Origin of the sequence: Gilliamella sp. G0441, from assembly GCF_050589305.1 — a bacterium.
Taxonomy (GTDB): domain Bacteria; phylum Pseudomonadota; class Gammaproteobacteria; order Enterobacterales; family Orbaceae; genus Gilliamella.
Map to the genome: position 1 here is coordinate 1 of NZ_JBNRJF010000014.1, position 24,563 is coordinate 24,563.

The window sequence follows — 24,563 nt, forward strand, 5'->3', positions numbered from 1 at the left end:
AGAAGAGTGGGGTGGCGAATTACGTTATGACTTTGAGGCGGATAAAAAAGGGGTCTTACTGGGTTACAGCAGTGAAAAAGACAAGGCAAATTATGTTGAAAAAATAGCCCGCGCACAATACTACACGACACTCGGAGACTTATATAAAACGGCGTTAGAGTTACAACAACGCAATACCCATAATTATGGTGATGCTTCTACCCGTGAAACCTTAGTGGCAGCGAAAATAGAGCGTTCGTTTTTTGGTGGACGGGATAAAGGTTATTTCATCCAGCAAATGACGATGACTAAATCGGGTGATGTGTCTGATGACAATCGCACTACCTTAGGGTACAGCTCACAAATTACCGAAAGCATCAATTTGGGTGCAGAAGTTTTTGCATCAAATCGGGGTGCCGGTGGTGGCGTTCAGGGTAGCTGGGATGTGAATGACCGCACCAGTTTATATACCAAAGTCTTAAATGATGTGGACTCGACCTCGGGTCGGGGCATTACGACGGTTGTCGGGGGACGTAGCAAAGCGACCAGCCAGATGGAGCTTTACTCAGAGCGACAATTTAAAACCACTAAAATTGACCGAACCACCTCTGATGTTTACGGGGTGACTTATAAACCGACTGAATCTCAGTTTGTTGAAGGGTCTTACTCGGTAGGACGGGTGAATAACCGTAACCGAAACCGTACTAGTTTAACCGGAAATGATGAAACTCGTCGGGATGTGTATGCAGTAGGATACGGTTATAAAAATGATACCGTTCAGGTGCGTAACCGGGTGGAATACCGGATAGATGAAGGTAGTGAGCGTATCCGCCAATGGGTAACGACCAACCGGGCAAAAACGACCGTGAGCGAGAACCTCAGCTGGATGGCGCAGTTTGATTTTGCGAAAACACTTGGTAAACAAAATAATTCGAACGATGTTTTGAGTAACTACACAGAATCGACAATAGGCTTTGCTTATCGCCCGTTATCCATCAATAACCTGAATTTATTCGGTAAGCTGACGTATGTGTATGGTTTAGATCCGGATGATCAGCTGATAGCGAACTCGACGTCGTCAAATAGCAAAAGTTATACCTCAAGTCTGTATGACCAAAAGAGCTGGGTGTGGTCATTAGAAGGTGTATATGAGTGGAATGCGAACTGGGAAACAGCGTTTAAAGCGGCGCACCGACAAGGGCATTTACGTTACAAAGGTGAAAGCTCATGGTACTCCTCAGGGGCAAGCTTGTATGCAATACGCCTCAATTACAAGACAGGTGACTGGGAATACCAGATAGAAGGTCGAACGTTACGTACCGATCTGGCAGATGACCATAAAGACGGGATTGTGACCAGTATTTACCGAAATGTCGGTGACAATATCAAGATGGGAGTGGGTTATAACTTTACGGATTATAACGACAACTTAACGCACCTGAACTACCGTTCACATGGTTGGTTTGTCAATGTAGTAGGGAGTTTCTAATGAACAGTTGGCAAAAAGTTAACAGTGGTCAAATGCATTTACCCATGCAAATCAATTCAGACCAAAAAGTTGAAAATCAAAAAGAAGAGAATTTACGCATATCAGGAGAAAAGATAATGCGAACTGCGCATAATGCAACAGTGAAAATGAATGCTAAAAAAAGATCGTGGGTTGATGCTCTAGGCTATAAAGTGTTATTACAATGTCTAAAATGGATGTGGCTATCTATCTTTATGTCATTTGCAGTAGTATCGATAGCTAATGCAATTCCAATATCGGGAAGAGTATTTTTAGACTACGATGATACCGCAGCTAAAGTAACATTTCCGTTACAAGGTCTATCCGTTACATTAAAAAACGATGAAAATGTCTTAATAGCAAATCAACAAACAAATGATGATGGTCAGTATAACTTTGAAGTTAATACATTAGGGAATTATGTCGTTGAAATAGCAACCAATAATGGTGAAAAAGTTTCCAAAAACGTAACTGTTAGAGGGGCAACAGGTGAGTTAAGTCAAAACCTCTTTTTAAAAGGAAAAGGGGGAACTATTCGTCTAAAAGTTAAAAATGGAACAGATGCAGGTATTAAAGATATTCCAGTAAAAATACGTACTCAATCAACGTTTGGAATGGTAACCAATACGGATAATAATATCGTATTAAAGACAAATAATAATGGCGAAATAGAGATAAAAAACACCTTATTAAACGTTAAATATGAGGCCTATTTTGATGAAGATGTTGATCTCTTTTTAAAAACTCAAAATTATAAATTATGGGATGTAACACTACCAGATAATAGTCATCAATATGCTAAACTCATTTCTTTTAAGATGGTAGGTTCAGATCAAAGCGGACAGTTTAATCTTAAACATCGTAATACCAATTCTGTTGATGGTGTTGTTGTGGTTGATAGAAATAACAACAATACCTATGAAGCTGATATTGATACTGGTCTACAAAACATGAGGGTCGAGCTGTATTATTCTGGTACAACAACCAAAGTAATGGGAACCGATACAGTTATTACGGGCGGTGATGGTAAATACAGCTTTCGTGATCTAGCTGTTGCCACTTATGATATTCAGGTAACAAATGTCACTTCTCCGCCTTTTACTACTGATAGTAAAAACAGGGCAAAAGCACAATTAACAATACCTGACTCAACAGGGGTACCTAGTGGTCCTAATTTCCTGTTTCAATTAGATCCTTACGATACATCTTTATCAAGTATATCCGGAAATGTGTTTGTATTAGGACCTCAGCAATATATTCTAGCCGGTCCGGATTCAGGTAAAACGGACAATAATCTTCCACTTGCGGCTCAAGGTAGTACAGGACTTAATACCACTGTTGATCTTTACCAACATAATGGAACCGATTGGGAAAAAATTGCTTCTCAATTCACTGGTAATTTGGGCGCTTATAAATTTGTCGGATTAGTAAAAAATAAAGATTATAAAGTTGTTGTCACAGAGTCAAATATAAATTTAAATAATACTGTTTTTGTTAATGATACAGACGGTAAGTCAACCAGTACCTCCTCTAAATCAAAAAGTATTCATAAAGGTAAGGTCACATTAAGTAATGGTACACAAGCTAACATTGCGGCTAAAGAGATTATTGTACCTAAACTTAATGACAGAAAAACTAACCAAAATTTTTGGTATTCACCAATACGTAAAAATTTAGGTAATTTATTAGTCGTCAATTATTTGAAAACAGCTAATGGGAATTGGAGTTGGAGTTCAACGATTAATGGGCTTGAAGCAATTACCGCCAGTACTTATACTAAAATAGCCTTTTTTGAAGAAGATGGTGTGACTCAAGCAACCGATTTACAAGGTAATAAATTAGAAGTTAGCTATCAAAAACCAGGGTTTTATGGAGTAAGAGGCTCACAAGATTATCCTATCGATCATGCCGGTTTGTTTTATTATTCTGTTGTTGAATATGATACGGATAATTTAAATTATCCCGAATCATATAATGGCGAATATTCGATTAATGTCACTCCAAATAAAACTTGGGAAGACACCATCTATTTTACACCAAAAAGACCCAATACGATTTCTGGATATGTTTATTTAAATAATAGCCATCGAGGGGCTTTAGGATCTTATAATCCAAATCAAGATACACCTATTAAACAAAATCGGGTTATTCTGGAACGCAAAGTGTCTGGAAAATGGACAGTTATCACTGAATTTGCAACCGATAACAATGGTTATTACAATTTCACCAATTTGCCTAACGGAGAGTATCGTGTTACTGCTAAACAGGAGTATGGTGGTGATAGTAATATCAAGGCTGGCGATGTTGATTTCGAAAATAATGATCAGAATAGGGGAGCAAGTATCGATCCTAATGATAACAAGAAAACGATATCAAGCATTGTTGTTAATGCGAGTGGTGGTAACAGATATAACACAGGCACTAACATCTGGTATAAATTGAAAATTAACGAAGATGTTCTTCGTGGCACAGTATTTTTAGATACATGGTTAGGCGATGGTGAGATACAAACCGGGCAAATGTACAATGCTAATGACCTACCATTAAGAAATGCGGTCGTTTTACTTTGCGAAGATAACAGTTCTAATGATTGTACTGAAAACGGAAGTAATTTTATTGGTAAAAAACTAACCAATGCCAAAGGAGATTATAGTTTTCAAGGGCAACAAGATGGTATCAATCGTAATGTCACTTACATCGTTAAAGCTATATACCCAGGGACAACTTCTGTTACTAATACCGCTAAAGAGTTAGCGCCAAGTTATAAAGTAAAATTTAAACAACTTGATGTCCCGATGACGAAAAACTTTTTAATGCAAGGTAAAGGAGAATTTTCGGGAGCACCGGTTAATGATTTAAATGGCGATATGGATTATGCAGGTGAGCAAACATTAGAAAAAGGCGATGGATATTTTGATCTCTATTTCTGGAATGGTAGCGCATATGAAAAATGGAGTGTTATTGGTGATTACTATCGAACAATCAACCTAAAATCATTACCAGAAGGCAAATACCGTATTGTCCACCAAGCAGATAAAAATAAATATTTAGATATTGCCGATAAGGATCCTTCTTCACCTCCTGGTACAGTAAACTTTGAAGTTTTAGCTGATGGTACATTAGTTAATATGGATAAGAATAATCAATGGTTTATGCAAGCAAGGATAGCGCCTTCAGGACTAAGTGAAGCTTTGTCTGGTAACATTTATTTAGACATCATTGGATCAACTGAAAAAAATGAACAATCCGTTTTATTAACATCAGATGAATTACAACGGTATAATCTATCAGATTTATCTGTAGAAGGGGTCTTTACACCAAGAATTTATCCTAATTACTATGATAGAACGAAAAGTATCGATTCAATCTTAGCTGATCCTGATTTTGTTGATAACAAGGTAAAACAAAATGGGCGATTTGTTTATAATAAACAAAACTCAACTCGTTATAATAATTTATATATAACGAGCATGTTACTGCGATTAAATGGATTGGATAAAAGTACTTTCAAATTAGTTGGTAATAGCAGTGCGTCTAAAACAGAAAAAAATTATCTTCCAGATGAAATAAAAACGAATTTGGAATATATGCAGGTTTATTTATTACCAAGAGGCGTACCGAATCAATATTGGTTAATTAGAGCCAATAATAATACTGAAATTAGCGGTCAGCTTTATTACGATTATGATGATAATGGTAGTTTTGATTCGTCTAAAGGTGATGTGCCAATTACAGGTGTACGTGTCGAAATTTATCGTAAAGGTAGTAATAAATTATATTCTTATACCAAAACGGACAATAACGGTAAATATCGTTTCAGTCATCTTTTAAATGATAATTACACGATAAAAGTAACGGATACAGGCTTAGATAATCGCTATGAATTGAAAAGTCCTTCTGATACCGTAAACGATGTTCAAATCACTGCATCGACGCCAATTTTATCAGGTGGTGGTTTAGACTTCATTTATAAAAAAGAGGGGGATGCATCGATATCGGGTTATGTCATGATCGATATCAATAATAATGGTCAACCCGATATCAGTTTTAATAGAACAGGTGATCTTCCTGTTTCAAATGTAACTATTAATTTATATAAAGGAAGTGACGCAACAGGAACGCCATTTAGTACGCTTAAAACCAATGAAATTGGCTATTATAGTTTTAGTTTAAGTAAAGAAGATTCGAAAGCTAGCCTTTATACTGTTGAAATTGAACCGCCAAGCGGTTATGGCGTGATAGCGAATGCGGATAACAATACGAAGAAAACTTTAAATCCGATATCTTTTAATACTAAAGGTGGTAGTCAGAAAGGTAAATACTTCTTATTAGCAGGGAAAACAAATGCTAATCCATCGGCAGGTATTACCAGTACTACCGCAACAAATAGTGGTATTTCGGGCAAAACATTAATTGGTGATCCTGCTGCTGCAACAGGTAATCCATTAGGTGGGGTATTACTCAGTTTATACGATGCTACGACGAATAAAGAGATGGTTCGCCAGTACAGTGATGCTAATGGAGAATATCATTTCTATAATTTGCCAGATGGTAACTATAAAGTCAGTGTTATTTTGGCCCCACAAAATTATGTTATTGTTGGGAATAGCGAAAACTCAGTACAACCAATTGATACCATATCAAATATCGCTATTAATAATCGAGGTATTGACGGTAAGATATTCTATTATAGTCAAGCTAGCTACGACGGAATCCAAGGTAATGTGTATATCGATTTTAACGATTCTAACCAAGATTTGAATCATACAAATCAATTTGCGCATCCACTTGATGGCTCGGTACAGGCAACTGTTGAATTATATTCAGGGTTAAATGCTAGTGGACAGCCGTTGATGACTCAAAAAACGACCAATGGTCATTACCATTTTGCTAATCTTTTATACGGAACGGGTGTTAATTATTCTGTTAAAATCATAATGAATTCCATTAATGATTATGATTTCAAACAAAGTAAATCAGGCAATCAAGCACAAAATATTGTTATTCCTGTCAGTGGATTACCTTTAGAAGGATCACTTGATAATCATTATCTTGTTTTAGGTAAGCAAAAAATTGGTGGTGATGTTTGGATTGATTACAACAACAATAAAATGAAGGCAGATGATGAACTTGCTAATGATGTGACAGTAAATCTAAATTACAAGGTGCCAGGTTCAAATCAATATAAAACGCTTAAAACAATTACCACGAATAATATTTCTTTAAATGGTAATTCGTCGAAAAATGGTCAATATCTTTTCGAAAAGCTACCTATCAATTATTATTATCAAGTGGAAGTCATTACACCAGATGGCGCTAAACTTATTCCTGCATCAGAGATAGCAAATAATAAAAATATCATTGATTTTATGCCGCTAACTAATGATGATTTCAGTAGTAGTACTGGATTTAATTATGGCGGTATTATCACAGGACAAGTAACGATTGATGTGGATAATAGTCAAAGTAAAACAGATGTTGATACTGGTTTTGCTAATGTTGAACTTAAATTGACAAAAGTGTCAGGCTCAAATCCTAATGCGACTAATAATCAAGCAACTTTATCTGTAATAACTGACAGTTCGGGAAATTTTAAATTCGAAAATTTATCACCGGGACATTGGATTCTTACAGCTAATAGTTCTCAAAATGTGCCTGATTGGAATAGCTATGTTTTAAACTATACTTCAATAAATAATATAAAGGTTGTTGCTAAAAATAATAGTTTTTCATTAGATATCAAAATATCTGCAAATCAATCGACTGTTGACGATATAAACATTGGTTATCGTGGTAGCAGTAAAATCAAAGGTTATGTGGTAATTGACCGAGATAACGATGATCAATATAGTCAAAACGATATGGCATTTGGTCAGCTATCTACACCAATAACCCCAGTAATAACCTTAAATTCAGCAAACAATAAATCGGGCTTCACACCTAAAGATATATCGGTTGACCCATCTACAGGTGCTTTTGAAATAGAAGGATTAAGTCAACATAATTATGAAATTACAAGCACAGTAAATCATAATGATTATAAACTTGTCTTTAGTCCCGGAAATCCAGCAACGCCATCGGCGATAGCAACGTTTGATATTAATGGTCCGAATGACAGTCGATATGAACTTAATCCAGAAAAACGTGCTTTCGGTTATCAAATTAAACGCAACTTATCAGGAACAGTTTATTTGGACGCAACCGGAAATGGTTCTTATCAAACATTCCATACAAAATTAGAGGGTGCTGTTGTAAAAATTGAAGGTGAGTTTAAAAACAAAAAAGTGACTTATACCCAAACGGTTGGTAGCGATGGCAACTTCTTATTTAACAATATAACAGAAGGTAAATGGACAGTTTCTGTTTCACATCCAACACGTTCAAGTTTAGTTTATAGCTATTTTGTTGAAAAATCAGTAAGTTCAAGTGGGAACAGTACTAATAGTATTAGTTATCAGGTTGATTCAAATACCGGTCAAGAGATCAAACTTGATCTAGGTATGAAAGGTCAAAGCATAATTACAGGTATGGTTGTTCTGGACAACGATGTCGATGAACAATTGTCACAAGGTGATACCGGTATTGCTAATTTAACCATAAACCTAATTGATCCAACTAATGATACTGTTATCTATAAACAAACGAACACTGGCAGTAATGGCTATTTTGAATTTAATGATCTATCGAGTGGTAATTATCGAATTCGAGTGACTGACCCTACAAACGCTTTAAGTGGTTATGTCATTAGCTTTAGTCCGACAGGTAAGGCATCGACGAATAATGCATTCGATATTGCTACGATAGTTGTTTCGGCGGACAACGATCAAAAAGTCAGTAATAATTTTGGTTATAAAGGTAACATAGGTATTAGTGGTCATATCTATCAAGATATTATGGGTAATGCTGTTCATAATGCTAATTATCCTACATTATCAGGGGTAGAGGTGAGTGCTATCAATCAAAGTAATAACGCAAAAGTTTCGAGCGTATCACTTGCCGATGGTAGTTATGCAATAAACAACCTAACGTCGGGTGTGTGGATTGTTAAAATTACAGGCTATCCTCAAGATTGGAATTATAGTTACGTCAAATACGCTGTAAATTATTTGTCTATTGATCAGGTCAATCCTGGCGAGTTGAAGCTAACCATTTCTGCCACAGATACTGCAGGTAAAACTATCGATTATGGCTTGAAGGGTAGTGCTAAAATTGCTGGGCAAGTGGTTGTCGATATGGATGTCAATGATAATGCCGGTTTAAATTACCATGCGGCAGCTATTGATAGACCTTTAAATGGCATCCCTGTTACCCTCAAAAGTAATGGATTAAGTGGTGCGCCTGAAATCAGAACGTCAACGGATAACAATGGTCATTACCAGTTCGATAATTTAACGGCATATAATCAATATGAAGTGAGTGTTGATGATAATACGTTAATTCAGTCTGGATATGAAATCAGTTTCAGTCCAGCCATGGTTAATGGTGGAAGTGCAAGTAATCATGACACGTTAGCGGTAACGAGTGTTAATCAATTAGTTGACAATATTGATTATGGTTATAAAAGCCAAAAAACGTTAAAAGGGACAATTTACAAGGATTATTCAGGAAAAGGTATACATCAGACATATCATAGTACTTTAGCGGGTGTTACTGTTGAAGCAAGAGACGTAAATAATCCTAATATCCGTCTAACTGCGGTTAGTGATGCTAGTGGTCAATATGAAATCAATAATATTGCAGAAGGCGAATGGATTATTACTATTCAACCAGTAGCAGGTTCAGGCTATAGTTATAGCTATGTAGTTAAACCACAGAATATAACTTCTACAACGGTTACAAATGGAATCAAACTTGATATTAATTCTACATCATCGCCATTAGTTACTAATGTTGATTTTGGTCTAAAAGGTCAAGCAAGTATTAGTGGTCAAGTTGTAATTGATATCGATACCAATGATGGTAATGCAATTACTGCACAAGATATTGGTATTGATTTACTGTTCCCTCATTATACTGTTGAATTGTTTGTCGAAAATGATCTAGTTGATACCGCCGAAGCAATAAGCACAGGAACGAATATTGACGATCTTGGTCAATATAAGTTTGAAAACTTAGTGTCTGGTGTTAACTACAAAGTAAAAGTGTCTATTCAAGATTCTAATTATATTAGTAGCTTTATGCTAACAGATAGTCGTATTACTGCGACAACAAATAAGACAGATAACGAAATGGAGGAAATTTACCAATTTGCAAGTGCAACTGATCAAGCTCAAGGAGTGATTTTTGCTTGGAGTGGTATTAGTGGTATTAAAGGTAAGGTGTTCTTAGATAATAATGATGATGGAGAATACAATCCATCAATTGATAGCTCAGTTAATGCACCTATCACATTACTATTTGAAAATGTCAATAACCCAGCTATTCACTTTACACACTCACTAGCAGCTAACGCTATTGACTATGAAATAAAGAATATCATACCTGGTAAGTGGAAAATTGAAGTTACGGGTATACCGACGACTTTGAAAGCAAGCTTTGACCCAGATGATGCTCATCATGATAGTAATGGTACGTTAAAAACGCCTAAAACAGAGAATGTAGCCACATTAGATATCTCTGGTAGTTTAGTTGATCAAAACTTTGGTTATATTAATGGAGGATTCATCGAAGGAAGAATTCTTGACGATAATCAAGGTAAAGGATTAAGTGGTGCTGCCAATTACAAAGGCTTAAAAGGTGTAAATGTTTACTTATTAGATAGTGATAAAAAGCATATCTTAGATAATAGTGGTAAACCAATTACATCTGTAAGTAGTGAAAATGGTAAATTTAGTTTCCGTAATCTGATTATTGATAATAATGGTGGTATACGATACTTCGTTAGAGTTCTGTATGGGGATTACAATGATGGTAGTGTAAGTGTCAATCGTAGTAATCCATTATTTGATTTGATACCGTCATTTGAGCAATATACAGATAATAATGGCAATGTGGTTGAACATGATTTAATTAACTTATCCAACCCACCAGCTTCGGTTACATTCAATGGTGTGGGTGGAGCGCATACAGTACCGGTTGTTTTAAAAGATCCGGCAACAACCTTTACTCGATTGGCGAGTGGAATGTTATTAGGTTATCGTAGTACTGATGCGGACGTAACAATCATTAAAACAGCATTAAAAGATAATGTGGTTGTCGGTGATATCGTGCCTTACTCAATTCAAATTATCAATAATAGTGCCCGGACTTCAACTATTAAGATAAAAGACATCTTACCAGCAGGCTTTAAGTTTGTTAAAGGTTCTACACGTTTAGATGGGAAGAAAGTTGCAGACCTCAGTGGTGGAAGAACAGTTACTTCTCAGGTAATAAAATTAAAATCTAACGGTAAAACTACACTAACTTATATGTTGGTTGTGGGTTCAGGGGTCACTCAGGGCGAATATATCAATACAGCTAAAGCGATTAATTCATTAACTGGACGAGTAGTATCTAATACCTCTCAAGCAACGGTAACCGTCACCGCTGATCCATTATTTGATGATGCACTTATTTTCGGAAAAGTGTATGTAGATAGAAATGGTAACGGCGTTCAAGATGAAGGTGAAGAAGGTTTGAGTGGTGTAAAACTGGTTACAACTCGAGGGGAAATTATTACTACTGATACCAATGGTCGTTACCACTTAGTTGGCGTATCGGGCGGTCGTTGGGAAAGAGGAGCCAATTTTGTCATTAAATTAGATACAAGAACATTACCTAAAGGCTATGAAGTTATTGGACGAAATCCTAAAGTGATACGAGTGTCACCAGGACTTCCAAGCAAAGTTGACTTCATGGTTTCTGAGGAAAGTAATCCATAACATATGGATAACAAGCAAAATTTGGATATGGATATCCAAATTGTAACGTCAAGTTACATTTACATATTTATTTCAGACTTGTTCTGCTTTGTTTTCATCCCTTTTCAATAATAGGGAAGGGATGGAAATGTTTTTTTAAAGAGTTATTTGCCATTAAAAAACAATGCCTATTTCAAATTGCTCTTTTAATTTTATTGACGAAAATCTTTCGATAAATTTAAATAAATCCGAAACATCCAAGATTGAATTTTAATAATATTTAATTAAAACATAAAGTTATTTATTTTTGAAATTTTTAACTAAAAAAATTGATGATTTGACATAAATTAAGAGTATACTATCCGCCTCATAAAACCCTAGTTTTTTTGAGGATGTTAACATTGAGTAATGAAAAGCTTGTGGACTCATTATCCCCCGCACAAATGACCCAAATCGCCGAAGATCTTGGCAATTATAAAGTAAATAAGCACCCTAGCAGTACTATTTTATCTGCTATTCTTGCAGGTTTGTATATTTCTATTGCTTTTGTATTTTATATTACCGTAACAACAGGAACGGCAACCGTTGCTTTTGGACTTGCTAAATTAGTCGGTGGTATCTGTTTCTCATTAGGTCTTATGCTTGTTGTTTGTTGTGGAACAGATCTTTTTACTTCAACAATATTGACTATTTTACCCAAAATGACTCATAGAATTACTTGGGCAAAAATGTTTCGTAACTGGATTTTGGTCTATATTGGTAATTTTATTGGTGCTATACTATTCGTTTGTGTGATTTGGTTTTCTGGTCAATATATGGTAGCCAATGGGATGTGGGGACTTAATGTTCTGCAAACAGCAGATCATAAATTGCATCATACATTTATTGAGGCTATTTTTCTTGGTTTCTTAGCGAATCTGATGGTATGTTTGGCTGCTTGGATGAGTTATGCTGGTCGTAGTTTACTTGATAAAATGCTAATTATGATTTTACCGGTAGCAATGTTTGTTGCTAGTGGTTTTGAACATAGCATTGCTAATATGTTTATGATCCCAATGGGAATTGTGATCAACAATTTTGCTTCCCCAGAATTTTGGCACGCAATTGGTGCATCTCCGGATGCATTCAAAGAATTAACCGTAGAGCATTTTGTGTTAAAGAATTTGATTCCTGTAACAATCGGGAATATTTTGGGTGGTTTAGCCGTTGCGCTGCCTTATTGGGCATTATATTTACGTAAGCCACATTGATTTTTATGATATTTACCCTTATATATAAAAGAGTAGATAGAAATTTTAGTAAACCTGAGGTGAAAAACTATGAGTAATTTAAACGAAGTACAAGCGGTCGCTTGGAAAGGATTTAAAGATGGTGATTGGCAAAATAATGTCAATGTCCGCGACTTCATTCAAAAAAACTACACACCATATGAGGGTGATGAGTCTTTTTTAGCTGGCGCAACTGATGCGACAACTAAATTATGGGATAAAGTTATGGAAGGCATCAAAATTGAAAATGCTACCCATGCCCCTGTAGATTTTGATACAAGTGTTATTTCGACAATTACTGCTCATGATGCAGGTTACATTGAAAAAGATTTAGAAAAAATTGTTGGCCTACAAACTGAGAAACCATTAAAACGTGCGATTATCCCGTTTGGTGGTATCAAAATGATCGAGAACTCTTGTAAAGCTTACAACAGAACTCTTGATCCTTTAGTCAAAAAAATCTTTACTGATTATCGTAAAACCCATAACCAAGGTGTTTTCGATATCTATACGCCAGATATTCTTCGTTGTCGTAAATCAGGTGTTATCACTGGTCTTCCTGATGCGTATGGCCGTGGTCGTATCATTGGGGATTACCGTCGTGTAGCACTTTACGGTATCGACTATTTGATGCAAGACAAATTTGCACAATTCAATTCATTACAAGCGGATTTTGAAAATGGTGTTGATTTAGCCATGACAATGCAACGTCGTGAAGAAATCGCTGAACAACATCGTGCGCTTGGTCAAATTAAAGAAATGGCTGCTAAATATGGTTACGACATTTCTGGACCAGCGAAAACGGCACAAGAAGCTGTTCAATGGACTTACTTCGGTTATTTAGCTGCGGTTAAATCTCAAAACGGTGCCGCTATGTCTTTAGGCCGTACTTCAACATTCTTTGATATTTATTTCCAACGTGATCTTGAAGCTGGATTAATTACTGAAAAAGATGCTCAAGAAATTGTTGACCACTTCGTAATGAAATTACGTATGGTTCGTTTCTTACGTACTCCAGAATATGATGAATTATTCTCTGGTGACCCTATTTGGGCAACAGAATCTATCGCTGGTATGGGTGTTGATGGTCGTACATTAGTTACTAAGACTTCTTTCCGTTTCTTAAATACTTTATATACAATGGGACCATCACCAGAACCAAATATGACTATTCTTTGGTCTGAACAGTTACCAAGTGGATTTAAAGAGTTCGCATCAAAAGTATCGATTGATACGTCATCTTTACAATATGAAAATGATGATTTAATGCGTCCAGACTTTAACAACGATGACTATGCAATCGCATGTTGTGTAAGCCCAATGATTGTTGGTAAACAAATGCAATTCTTTGGTGCGCGTGCAAACCTTGCTAAAACTCTTCTATACGCAATCAATGGCGGTGTGGATGAGAAATTAAAAATGCAAGTTGGCCCGAAAGAAGATCCAATCACTGATGAATATCTTGATTTCGACAAAGTCTTTGCTCGTTTAGATCACTTTATGGATTGGTTAGCAAAACAATATGTGACAGCATTAAACGCAATTCACTATATGCACGATAAATACAGCTATGAAGCATCATTAATGGCTCTTCACGATCGTGATATTATTCGTACTATGGCATGTGGTATTGCTGGTCTTTCTGTTGCTGCTGACTCATTATCTGCAATTAAATATGCAAAAGTAAAAACCATCCGTGATGAAGACGGTCTTGCGGTTGATTTTGAAATCGAAGGTGAATATCCACAATTCGGTAACAATGATCCACGTGTAGATGATATCGCTGTCGATTTAGTTGAACGTTTCATGAAGAAAATTCAAAAACTGAAAACTTATCGTAATGCAATTCCTACACAATCTGTATTAACCATTACTTCAAATGTTGTATATGGTAAGAAAACAGGTAATACGCCAGACGGTCGTCGTGCCGGTGCGCCATTTGGACCAGGTGCTAACCCAATGCACGGACGTGACCAAAAAGGTGCGGTTGCTTCTTTAACATCTGTCGCTAAATTACCATTTGCTTACGCTAAAGACGGTATTTCTTATACTTTCTCTATCGTACCAAATGCATTAGGTAAAGATGATAATGCACGTAAACGTAACTTAGCTGGTTTAATGGATGGTTACTTCCACCACGAAGCGTCAGTTGAAGGTGGTCAGCACTTAAATGTTAACGTATTAAATCGTGAAACATTATTAGATGCGATGGAACACCCTGAAAAATATCCACAATTAACCATTCGTGTTTCTGGATATGCAGTACGTTTCAACTCATTAACTAAAGAACAACAAAAAGACGTCATTACACGTACTTTTACACAATCAATGTAATTTGTTCTAGGTTCTAGTTACCTTGGTCTTTATGAGTAAATTATAAAGACCAAGGAATTAGTAAATTTCTCAAAACTCATTATTATCCTCACGCAGAATTAATAGTAAATGATGTTTATTATTAATCATCAACTTTTATTGAAAAAATTTTTTCAACCAATAAGAACTGAATCATTCTTTTCAACTATGAGTTTTTCGCATTTTAGTGAATATACACTGTGTTGAATAAGAAATATTTTACTAAATACCATTATTAAAGACGACGGTAGATTGATAAAGTGATTCTATCGAGTTTATATAATTAATTTTTTGAATTGAGTATTGTTAAAGTGAATAAAAACAAAATTGATACTTGCTTTTGTTTGGATCAAGTATAAATGAAATTAGTTAAACCGTGCTTTTTAATATAATTAAATGTCAAATAAACTTCTTAAAAAAGTTGATTTAACCTAAGATAATTAATACGAAAAGTTTATGTGGTATGATATGGCTAACAAAATGATGGATGTCTCCAAAATAGCATTAAATAATCGGGCTGTCCTTCATCATTAAACATTAAATAATGCTCTATCATCACAGAAGAGTCAAAAAATATGGTAGTGATTAATATTTAGGTTAATTAGCATACACAACTAATATTCAGAAAACACAATAAATAATTAGGATGAAAATGAACGAAACTTTTTGGGGTTATCCAATCCATACAATACTTATTTTTTTGGGAATCTTAATTGGCGCTTTAATCATTGATCTTTTTATGCATCGAAAAGATAGTGAAGTGACATTAAAAAGCGCTTCAATATGGTCAATTTTCTGGTTGGCTGTATCCCTACTATTTGCAGGTTACCTTTATTTTTATTATGGTTGGGAAACGGGTAATTTATTTATTACCGGTTATGCATTGGAAAAAGTGCTGTCTGTTGATAATCTTTTTGTCATGATGGCAATATTTTCTTGGTTTTCAATACCCACAAAATATTGGCATAGAATCTTATATTGGGGAATTATTGGTGCGATTATTTTTAGGGCGATATTTGTAATTATTGGTACCAAATTATTTGGATTAAGCTCTTATGCAGAAATCGTTTTTTCTTTAGTCGTTGGTTGGACTGCATTTATGATGCTAAAAAACGATGGTGCTGATAAGAAAGTTGAAGACTATTCTCAGCATCTTGCCTATCGTTTAGTAAAAAAATTTTTTCCTGTTTGGCCTAAATTATATGGGAATAAATTTTTCTTAAGTAAGACACAGGTTAACGAAGAGTTAACTAAACAAGAAAATAATGATTTGGCAATAAAGCGCAATGTTAAAGCTTATTTTTTTGTCACACCATTGTTTTTATGTTTATCTGTTATTGAATTATCAGATGTGATGTTCGCTTTTGACTCAGTTCCCGCTATTATTGCGGTAAGTCGTGACCCATTAATTATTTATAGTGCTATGATGTTTGCAATCTTAGGTTTGCGTAGTTTATTTTTTGTACTTGAAGCATTGAAGAAATATCTAATTTATTTGGAAAAATCAGTAATAGCCATATTGTTTTTTATTGCGTTCAAATTACTTTTAAATGCAACCGATCATATTTGGCATCATGGATACAATATTTCGGCGACAATGAGTTTACTCGTTGTGTTAATCGCATTGAGTGTTGCTATCATTGCTAGTTTTTTATTTCCGAAACAACAAAATGAATCTTTATGACTTTAGTACATTAATAATAATTCAATATTGTTGACAGTTAACCTGTATAATCACCGAAAGACTAAGATATTAATTGATTAATGCAATTGGTGAAAGCTAACCCTTATCTGAGTTAAAATAAGCTATATAAAATAATGTGAGCAATGATTAGAGAATTTTTATGGAACAAAATATTATTATGACAACCAAGCAACCGATTAAAGGTCGTATTCACTCTTTCGAATCTTTTGGTACTGTTGATGGGCCTGGAATTCGTTTCATTGTCTTTTTTCAAGGTTGTTTAATGCGTTGTTTATACTGTCATAATCGTGACACTTGGGATTTGAAAGCAGGACGAGAAGTCACAGTTGATGAATTAATGAAAGAAATTGTTTCTTACAAAAGTTTTATCATGCCTAATGGTGGTGGTGTGACCGCATCCGGTGGTGAAGCAACGTTGCAATCTGAATTTATTACAGAATGGTTTAAGGCCTGTCATGAAGAGGGTATAAGCACCTGTCTAGATACGAACGGTTATGCCAGACAACTTGATCAGACTGTTGATGCGTTAATGGAAGTAACGGATTTAGTGATGCTTGATTTAAAACAGATGAATGATGAAATACATCAAAAACTGGTTGGTGTTTCGAATAAACGGGTACTTGAGTTTGCTAAATATCTTCAAAAAATTAATAAAAAAACATGGATCCGCTATGTCGTTGTGCCAGGCTGGACGGATGATGATAATTCTGCGCATCTACTAGGTCAATTTATTCAAGGAATGGATAATATTGAGCGTGTTGAATTATTGCCTTACCATAAAATGGGGGCTTATAAATGGGATACGATAGGGGATAAATATCAATTGGAAGGTGTTGAGGCGCCGCCAAGAGAAACTTTAGATAGAATCCAAGCGATTATTGAAAGTTATGGTCAGCCGGTCACGTTTAGTAAATAAATTCCGCTATATCAAATAAAAGCACATTGAAATGTGCTTTTTTGTTATTTACCGAATTCTTTTACGTTTTATCGCTCGTAAAACAAATATACTCCCTTCTAGCGCTAATACGCAGACAGACAACCAAATGAGTCCATATGAGATGATATGCTCTGATGATACTGATTCATGCAAAAATAGTACCGATACCATAGAAAGCAGAACCGGTTCTACATAACCTAGTAATCCAAATAATCCCATCGGTAGTAATCGTCTTGCAACAAAATACATTGCAAAAGCAATAGCGGTAATGATTCCTAGCATAGGGATAAAAATAGGAAAATGGGTAATGTCATCAATAATCTCATCCCAACTGTAGTTAAGAATAAAATAAAACAAACAACCAATAAAAATAAAGAAGAAGTCTGAAAATGTGCCTGCAATGCCTTCTATTTGTAATTTTCGGCGTGTCATAAAATAAACGGGGTATCCGAGGGCAATGACGGCAGTTTCCCACGAAAATGCACCTGTATTAACAATTTCAATAGCGACGCCTAATGCTGCAAGTCCCACCGCTATTTTTTGTAATAAACTGAGCTTTTCTTGATAAAAAAGCTGTCCTGAAATAACCATGGTTAACGGTAGTAGAAAATAGCCTAAGGAAGCCGACAAGCCATGTCCGTTGATAGGCGCCCAAATAAAGATCATCATCTGGATTGTTAATAATAGTGAAGAACACAATAACCCAATTAAGAGAAGGGGATGTGTTTTTATACGGACAAAAAGTAGATGAATGGCAGACCACTGTTTTTCGATTAAAATTAATATTACAATCGCAGGAAAAGAAGTTAACAATCGCCAGCAAAAGATATCAATAACTGACAAGGGATGCAATAACACGGGATAATAATAAAGTAAGCCAAAAAGGCATGATGCGAGTATTGACAGGACAACACCTTTTATCATGATTTCACCTTATTTAATAAAAAAATAGCGCTAATGGATAGCGCTATTATAGAGTTAAAAAACGTTTTTTAGCCTATCACTTCGACACCATTCATGTATGGAACTAAAACGGATGGAATTTTAATACTTCCATCAGCTTGCTGATAGTTTTCCATAATGGCAACCAATGTACGACCTACCGCTAATCCTGAACCATTTAAAGTATGAACTAAATAAGTTTTATTGTCTGCTTTGCTACGATAACGCGCTTGCATACGGCGTGCTTGGAAATCCCACATATTAGAGCAAGAAGAGATTTCTCGATAAGTGTTTTGAGCAGGAACCCAAACTTCAAGATCATAGGTCTTACAAGAACCAAAGCCCATATCACCGGTACATAGCACAATTTTTCGATAAGGCAGTTCTAATAACTGCAACACTTTTTCAGCATGTGCAGTCAGCTCTTCTAATGCTTGCATGGATTCTTCAGGTTTCACTATTTGCACTAACTCAACTTTATCAAATTGGTGCATACGAATTAAACCACGTGTATCTTTACCATAAGATCCTGCTTCAGAACGGAAACAAGGTGTATGAGCAGTCATTTTTAATGGAAGCTCATTTTCATCTAAAATTTCATCACGCACTAAGTTTGTCACCGGAACTTCAGCGGTTGGGATTAATGCATAATTACTGCTTTCTGCTTCTTCATCAAGCGGTTTTGTGTGAAATAGGTCACCTGCAAATTTTGGTAATTGACCTGTTCCAAATAAAGTAGCCTTATTAACTAAATAAGGTACGTAAATTTCAGCATAGCCATGTTGCTCGGTATGAAGGTCTAACATGAATTGAGTGATAGCTCGGTGTAAACGCGCAATTTGTGATTTCATCACCACAAAACGAGCCCCAGTGAGTTTTACACCCGCAGCAAAGTCAAGCCCACCAAATCGTTCACCTAAAGCAACATGATCTTGTACCGGAAAATCAAATGTTCTTGGCGTACCAAAACGCGATATTTCAACATTATCATTTTCGTCTTTACCGTCAGGCACAGAATCATCCGGTATATTTGGAATATTTGATGCAATATCTTTAATTTGATTCAGTAAGATTTCAAGCTCAGCTTTAGCACTGTTGAGTCTTTCACCAAGCTTATTGACTTCTTCACGTACGGACGTGATATCTTCACCACGAGCTTTAGCTTCACCAATTGCTTTAGAACGTGCATTACGCTCTGCCTGTAAGCTTTCGGTTTCAACTTGTAGTACTTTACGTTTTTCTTCTAGTTGACGAATACTATCAACATCTAATTTAAATCCACGGCGCGCTAATTTAGTAGCGACAAGATCCAATTCATTTCGGAGTAAATTCGGGTCCAACATAAAAAAAGTCCATTATGATTAATTAAAGATATCTATCTACTTTAATGATTATTTTATTATAGCGACGACCATATTTAAAATAAAAAAAGCAGACTGATTATAAATATTTAAAGTTTGAGCTTAGTATACTCGATTTATATCGGGATTCAACCGAAGTGGTACACCCGAAGAAATCTAACTGATATTCGTCAATCAATGTAGTTCAATTGGATAAAAGCAATTATTTTTATAATCTATTTTTCTTGCTTATACTGCTGAATATTTTATCTTGACTATTATTCATAAAAGAAAAAACAAATACAAGTTATTAACAATTATTTTTTAGTAAATTTTATCATACCGATGTTCCATGTTCGTTTAAAATCTATTTGTCTGTTTTTATATAGCATTTAAACATCTTCTAAATCATTTAGTTATTATTGCATGTTGATTTCTACTGATATCGATCTTATTTGCATCTATAAAAAATAATTTGAATAGTGGTGATTTATGATTGATAAAGTGAAATATATCTTATATTGATATGCTAAAACGATAATCTTATACTTAACTGCTATTTATTTTATTTTTCAAAAATATTAAGGGCAAAAGATAAATGGATCAACAACAATATAAAGCAACAAGTAGTTTAGCTATAGCGGGAATGATTTGTGGAATTACATCACTCGTTACTATAGTGGTCATCAATATTTTAAGTATTGTTGTCGCTATTGTCGCTATAGTTTTGAGTGCTGTTGCTATGATTGAGATAAAAAATAATAATAAAAGCGGTTCTGGTTTTGCAATAACAGGGATAATTTGTGGGAGCATAACGCTTTTATTATGGTGTTTATTTTACATTTTGATAGTAAATTTATTGCGTTGCTAAAAGAATACGAACTTTGACATCAAATCTTCCTTAAATCACTTTCTAAGGCTTGAATAGGAATGGAGAATAAAAGACACTTGAGAAATATAAAAAGCGTTGTAGAGCGTTTTATATTAGCATTTTTAGGGTATTGGTAAACATGCTAAAGTGTAGAGTAGAGCAGATGATTAATATATGCGTATGGAATAATTTTTCAGGTGGTTTTATAGATCATAACCTTTGATTGATTGGTATAAATCGAAGAATTTTTAGGGATGCTTAAATGGCGCACCCGAAGGGATTCGAACCCCTGACCGCTCGGTTCGAAGCCGAGTGCTCTATCCAGCTGAGCTACGGATGCTTGTAAGTTCGTTAAAATGGTGCATCCGAAGGGATTCGAACCCCTGACCGCCCGGTTCGTAGCCGGGTACTCTATCCAGCTGAGCTACGGATGCATATTTTGAATTCTGTTAAAATGGTGCATCCGAAGGGATTCGAACCCCTGACCGCCCGGTTCGTAGCCGGGTACTCTATCCAGCTGAGCTACGGATGCATATTTTAAATTTTTAAAAATGGCGGTGAGAGAGGGATTCGAACCCTCGATGCAGCTTTTGACCGCATACTCCCTTAGCAGGGGAGCGCCTTCAGCCTCTCGGCCATCTCACCAAAACAACTATGATTTTATCTGAACAACAAAATCATTATGTGTGGCGCACATATTACGGTTTACAAAAAATAAGTCAAACATTTTTTTGCTTACGCGTTCTAGTTGTCTAATTCGTGCCCAAAAAATTGCTATTCTTTAGGCTCAGAAACCTCATCAGCCTTGTTTTGCGCCTGATGGATTCTGTTATAGATTTCTTCTCGATGAATAGAAACTTCTTTAGGTGCATTAATACCAATTCTGACCTGATTGCCTTTCACGCCTAAAATGGTAATAACGACATCGTCACCAATTATTAGTGTTTCACCTACTCTCCTAGTTAAAATTAACATTAGATCTCCTACTCTCAGTTATTTATATATCCAAACTGTTATAAAAAGTAGCTTTGTTAGCCCATCATCATAACAGCACGACGGATTTAACAGATGAACTCTTGCATGATTAAACCATAGAGTTCATCTAGCTAACTCGCTTGTAATTTATTACTGATTTCCTTTTTCACAGAAGATAACGCTCCTGGTAACGCCGAAAGATCCATTCCACCTGCTTGGGCAAAATCAGGCCGCCCACCGCCTTTACCACCTACCATTAATGCTAATTGAGATACTAATTCGCCAGCTTTAACAATATTGATCAAATCACTTGTTACGCCAGCTGCTAAATTGATTTTGCCATCGTTGACAGCAGCTAGAATAATTACGCCCGATTTCAACTGATTTTTTAAATCATCAATCATCGTTCGTAATTGCTTAGCTTCGACGTTATCAATTTTAGCAATTAGCAAATTTTTATTATTAATGTTTTCACATTGATTGAGAAGTTGTGCACTTTGTTGGCTAGCTTTTTGTGCATTCAATTGCTCAATGGTTTTCTCTAATTGTTTAGTTTGATCAAGCAATTGCTCAATACGAACTAAAACAGTAGATTTATCGCTTTTAATCAGTTGTCCAATTTGAGCAAGCAAATTAGATTCATGATGTATAAAGTCAATTGCATTTTGTCCTGTTGTCGCTTCAATACGACGTACTCCCGAAGCTATACTGGACTCAGAAGTAATTTTAAATAAGCCAATATCGCCGGTTTTATCTACGTGAGTTCCTCCACACAACTCAATTGAAAAATCTCCCATTGTTAAAACTCTAACAATATCTTCGTATTTTTCACCAAATAATGCCATTGCACCTCGATTTTTAGCCTCGTCAATTGGCATCAGTTCAACATCAACGGGTAAATTACGACGTATTTGTTGATTGACTAAGTTTTCGATTTCAATCACTTGTTCTGGCGTTATGGCTTGATTGTGTGAAAAGTCAAAACGCAGATAGTTATCGTTAACTAGCGAACCTTTTTGATGAACATGACTTCCTAAAATCTGCTGTAATGCTGCTTGTAATAGATGCGTTGCTGAGTGGTTACGTCGTATACGTTCACGTAACTCTACGTCTATAGCAGCTGTGACACTATCGCCAACGCTTAATGAACCTTTAGCGATTTGTCCTAAATGACCAATACTTTTTCCGTATTTTTGACTATCAAAAACCGTATACTCAAGGTTTGCACTGGTTAATACACCTTTATCGCCTATCTGACCACCAGATTCGCCATAAAACGGTGTTTTGTCCAATATAACAATAGCTTCTTCACCAGCATGAATACTGTCAACTTTCTGGCCATTTTTAAATATTGCAATAACTTTTGCTGAAGATTCCGTTGCTTGATAACCTAAAAATTCAGTTATATCATCAAGTTTAATTACGTTACTATAATCGACACTAAATGAACTTGATTCGCGAGCACGTTTTCGTTGCTCTTCCATACAGTTATTAAAACCGACTTCGTCAATAGTAATATTTTTTTCACGGCAGACATCAGCAGTCAAATCCAATGGGAAACCATATGTATCATATAATTTAAATGCAATATCGCCTGGTAAAACATTGCTTGTGAGCTTAGTTAATTCCTGATCAAGTAAGAATAAGCCTCGTTCTAATGTTTTTAGGAACTGCTCTTCTTCTAATTTCAGTGTATTTTCTACATGTTCACGATTTTTATTTAATTCAATCGCTGCATTTTCCATTACCTCAATTAATGGTTTAACGAGTTTGTAGAAAAAGATTCCTTTAGCTCCAAGCATATGACCATGACGCACGGCTCGACGTATGATTCGACGTAATACATAACCGCGACCTTCGTTAGAAGGCATTACCCCATCTGAAATTAAAAATGCACAAGAGCGAATATGATCGGCAATCACTCGCAGGGATTTGCTTTCCAAATCATTCGTCTGAATAATTTTTGCTGCATCTTTAATTAATTTGCTGAATAAATCGATATCATAATTGGAATTAACATGTTGCAGAACCGCAGCAATACGCTCAAGTCCCATACCCGTATCTACTGACGGCTTAGGTAAAGGCTCCATAGTACCATCAGCATGGCGGTTAAATTGCATAAAGACAATGTTCCAAATTTCGATAAATCGGTCGCCGTCTTCTTCAGGACTACCTGGTGGCCCACCCCATAGGTGTTCACCATGATCATAAAATATTTCAGTACAAGGTCCACAAGGGCCAGTATCACCCATTTGCCAAAAGTTATCAGATGCATAAGGCGCACCTTTGTTATCGCCAATTCGAATGATGCGTTCTTTAGGAATACCGATTTCTTTTTCCCAAATTGCGAATGCTTCATCATCTGTTTCATAAACAGTAACTGTTAACTTTTCTTTCGGTAGATTAAACCATTCTTTACTGGTTAATAATTCCCAAGCAAAATGAATGGCGTCACGTTTGAAGTAATCACCAAAACTAAAGTTTCCTAACATTTCAAAAAAAGTATGGTGTCTTGCAGTATAACCAACGTTATCAAGATCGTTATGTTTACCGCCTGCTCGCACACAACGTTGTGCGGTTGTCGCTCTACTATATGGACGTTTATCAATGCCAAGAAAGACATCTTTAAATTGATTCATTCCTGCATTAGTAAATAATAATGTTGGATCATTATGTGGTACAAGGGAACTACTGGCTACAATTTCGTGTCCTTTGCTATTGAAAAAGTCAAGAAAACTTTGACGAATTTCTGCAGTGCTTTTCATTTAGGCTTCCATATAAAAATGATTAATTTTTAAACATAGTAACATACCCGTTACAACTAAAGTTGAATAGTAGATATTCTTTA

General features: G+C 35.6%; 11 protein-coding genes and 4 tRNA genes. 7 read left to right on the top strand and 8 right to left on the bottom strand.

From position 1 onward, the window contains the following. From ACKJXD_RS10580 to pflA, 6 genes are all read left to right on the top strand, one after another. A partial coding sequence (locus tag ACKJXD_RS10580; protein ID WP_430876269.1) for a hypothetical protein occupies positions 1–1,468 on the top strand: 1,468 nt, incomplete at its 5' end. Beyond that, entirely contained in the window at positions 1,468–11,346 is a 9,879-nt protein-coding gene (locus tag ACKJXD_RS10585) for an SdrD B-like domain-containing protein (protein WP_430876270.1), read from the top strand. The genes ACKJXD_RS10580 and ACKJXD_RS10585, both read left to right, overlap by 1 nt. Before the next feature lie 380 nt (positions 11,347–11,726). After that, positions 11,727–12,575, top strand: a complete 849-nt coding sequence (gene focA / locus ACKJXD_RS10590) for a formate transporter FocA (protein ID WP_220215724.1) — start codon at positions 11,727–11,729, stop codon at positions 12,573–12,575. A gap of 69 nt (positions 12,576–12,644) precedes the next feature. Then, complete coding sequence (gene pflB / locus ACKJXD_RS10595; RefSeq protein WP_220215723.1) at positions 12,645–14,927, top strand: formate C-acetyltransferase; 2,283 nt, start codon at positions 12,645–12,647, stop codon at positions 14,925–14,927. 670 nt (positions 14,928–15,597) lie between these two features. Further along, complete coding sequence (locus tag ACKJXD_RS10600) at positions 15,598–16,629, top strand: TerC/Alx family metal homeostasis membrane protein (RefSeq protein WP_430876271.1); 1,032 nt, start codon at positions 15,598–15,600, stop codon at positions 16,627–16,629. A 160-nt stretch (positions 16,630–16,789) separates the two neighbouring features. After that, complete coding sequence (gene pflA / locus ACKJXD_RS10605) at positions 16,790–17,566, top strand: pyruvate formate lyase 1-activating protein (RefSeq protein WP_220215721.1); 777 nt, start codon at positions 16,790–16,792, stop codon at positions 17,564–17,566. A 48-nt stretch (positions 17,567–17,614) separates the two neighbouring features. Here pflA and rarD read toward each other — a convergent pair whose 3' ends face one another. Further along, positions 17,615–18,511, bottom strand: coding sequence for an EamA family transporter RarD (gene rarD / locus ACKJXD_RS10610; RefSeq protein ID WP_294828571.1), 897 nt, complete (start codon positions 18,509–18,511; stop codon positions 17,615–17,617). 68 nt (positions 18,512–18,579) lie between these two features. Next, entirely contained in the window at positions 18,580–19,872 is a 1,293-nt protein-coding gene (serS, locus tag ACKJXD_RS10615; protein ID WP_220215719.1) for a serine--tRNA ligase, read from the bottom strand. 595 nt (positions 19,873–20,467) lie between these two features. Between serS and ACKJXD_RS10620 the strand changes: the two genes are divergently transcribed. Further along, positions 20,468–20,740: a DUF4190 domain-containing protein gene (locus ACKJXD_RS10620; RefSeq protein WP_430876272.1), complete on the top strand. Its 273-nt coding sequence runs from the start codon at positions 20,468–20,470 to the stop codon at positions 20,738–20,740. 263 nt (positions 20,741–21,003) lie between these two features. Here the strand turns inward: ACKJXD_RS10620 and ACKJXD_RS10625 are convergent. The 6 genes from ACKJXD_RS10625 to alaS form a co-directional block, all read right to left on the bottom strand. Next, positions 21,004–21,080 (bottom strand) — tRNA-Arg (locus ACKJXD_RS10625). Positions 21,081–21,097: 17 nt separating this feature from the next. Then, positions 21,098–21,174, bottom strand: a tRNA-Arg gene (locus ACKJXD_RS10630). A 21-nt stretch (positions 21,175–21,195) separates the two neighbouring features. Next, a tRNA-Arg gene (locus tag ACKJXD_RS10635) sits at positions 21,196–21,272 on the bottom strand. Between the two features lie 20 nt (positions 21,273–21,292). Further along, a tRNA-Ser gene (locus ACKJXD_RS10640) sits at positions 21,293–21,385 on the bottom strand. Positions 21,386–21,514: 129 nt separating this feature from the next. Next, complete coding sequence (gene csrA, locus ACKJXD_RS10645; RefSeq protein WP_065559044.1) at positions 21,515–21,715, bottom strand: carbon storage regulator CsrA; 201 nt, start codon at positions 21,713–21,715, stop codon at positions 21,515–21,517. A gap of 131 nt (positions 21,716–21,846) precedes the next feature. After that, positions 21,847–24,480 carry an alanine--tRNA ligase gene (gene alaS, locus ACKJXD_RS10650; RefSeq protein ID WP_220215717.1) on the bottom strand — a complete coding sequence of 878 codons (2,634 nt, stop codon included), beginning with the start codon at positions 24,478–24,480 and terminating at the stop codon, positions 21,847–21,849. Positions 24,481–24,563 lie beyond the last annotated feature (83 nt).

Excerpts from the sequence above, each read along its gene's own strand:
- ACKJXD_RS10585 (WP_430876270.1), top strand. The coding sequence starts at position 1,468 with ATGAACAGTTGGCAAAAAGTTAACAGTGGTCAAATGCATTTACCCATG.
- pflB (WP_220215723.1), top strand. The coding sequence starts at position 12,645 with ATGAGTAATTTAAACGAAGTACAAGCGGTCGCTTGGAAAGGATTTAAA.
- ACKJXD_RS10600 (WP_430876271.1), top strand. The coding sequence starts at position 15,598 with ATGAACGAAACTTTTTGGGGTTATCCAATCCATACAATACTTATTTTT.
- pflA (WP_220215721.1), top strand. The coding sequence starts at position 16,790 with ATGGAACAAAATATTATTATGACAACCAAGCAACCGATTAAAGGTCGT.
- rarD (WP_294828571.1), bottom strand. The coding sequence starts at position 18,511 with ATGATAAAAGGTGTTGTCCTGTCAATACTCGCATCATGCCTTTTTGGC.
- serS (WP_220215719.1), bottom strand. The coding sequence starts at position 19,872 with ATGTTGGACCCGAATTTACTCCGAAATGAATTGGATCTTGTCGCTACT.
- ACKJXD_RS10620 (WP_430876272.1), top strand. The coding sequence starts at position 20,468 with ATGGATCAACAACAATATAAAGCAACAAGTAGTTTAGCTATAGCGGGA.
- csrA (WP_065559044.1), bottom strand. The coding sequence starts at position 21,715 with ATGTTAATTTTAACTAGGAGAGTAGGTGAAACACTAATAATTGGTGAC.
- alaS (WP_220215717.1), bottom strand. The coding sequence starts at position 24,480 with ATGAAAAGCACTGCAGAAATTCGTCAAAGTTTTCTTGACTTTTTCAAT.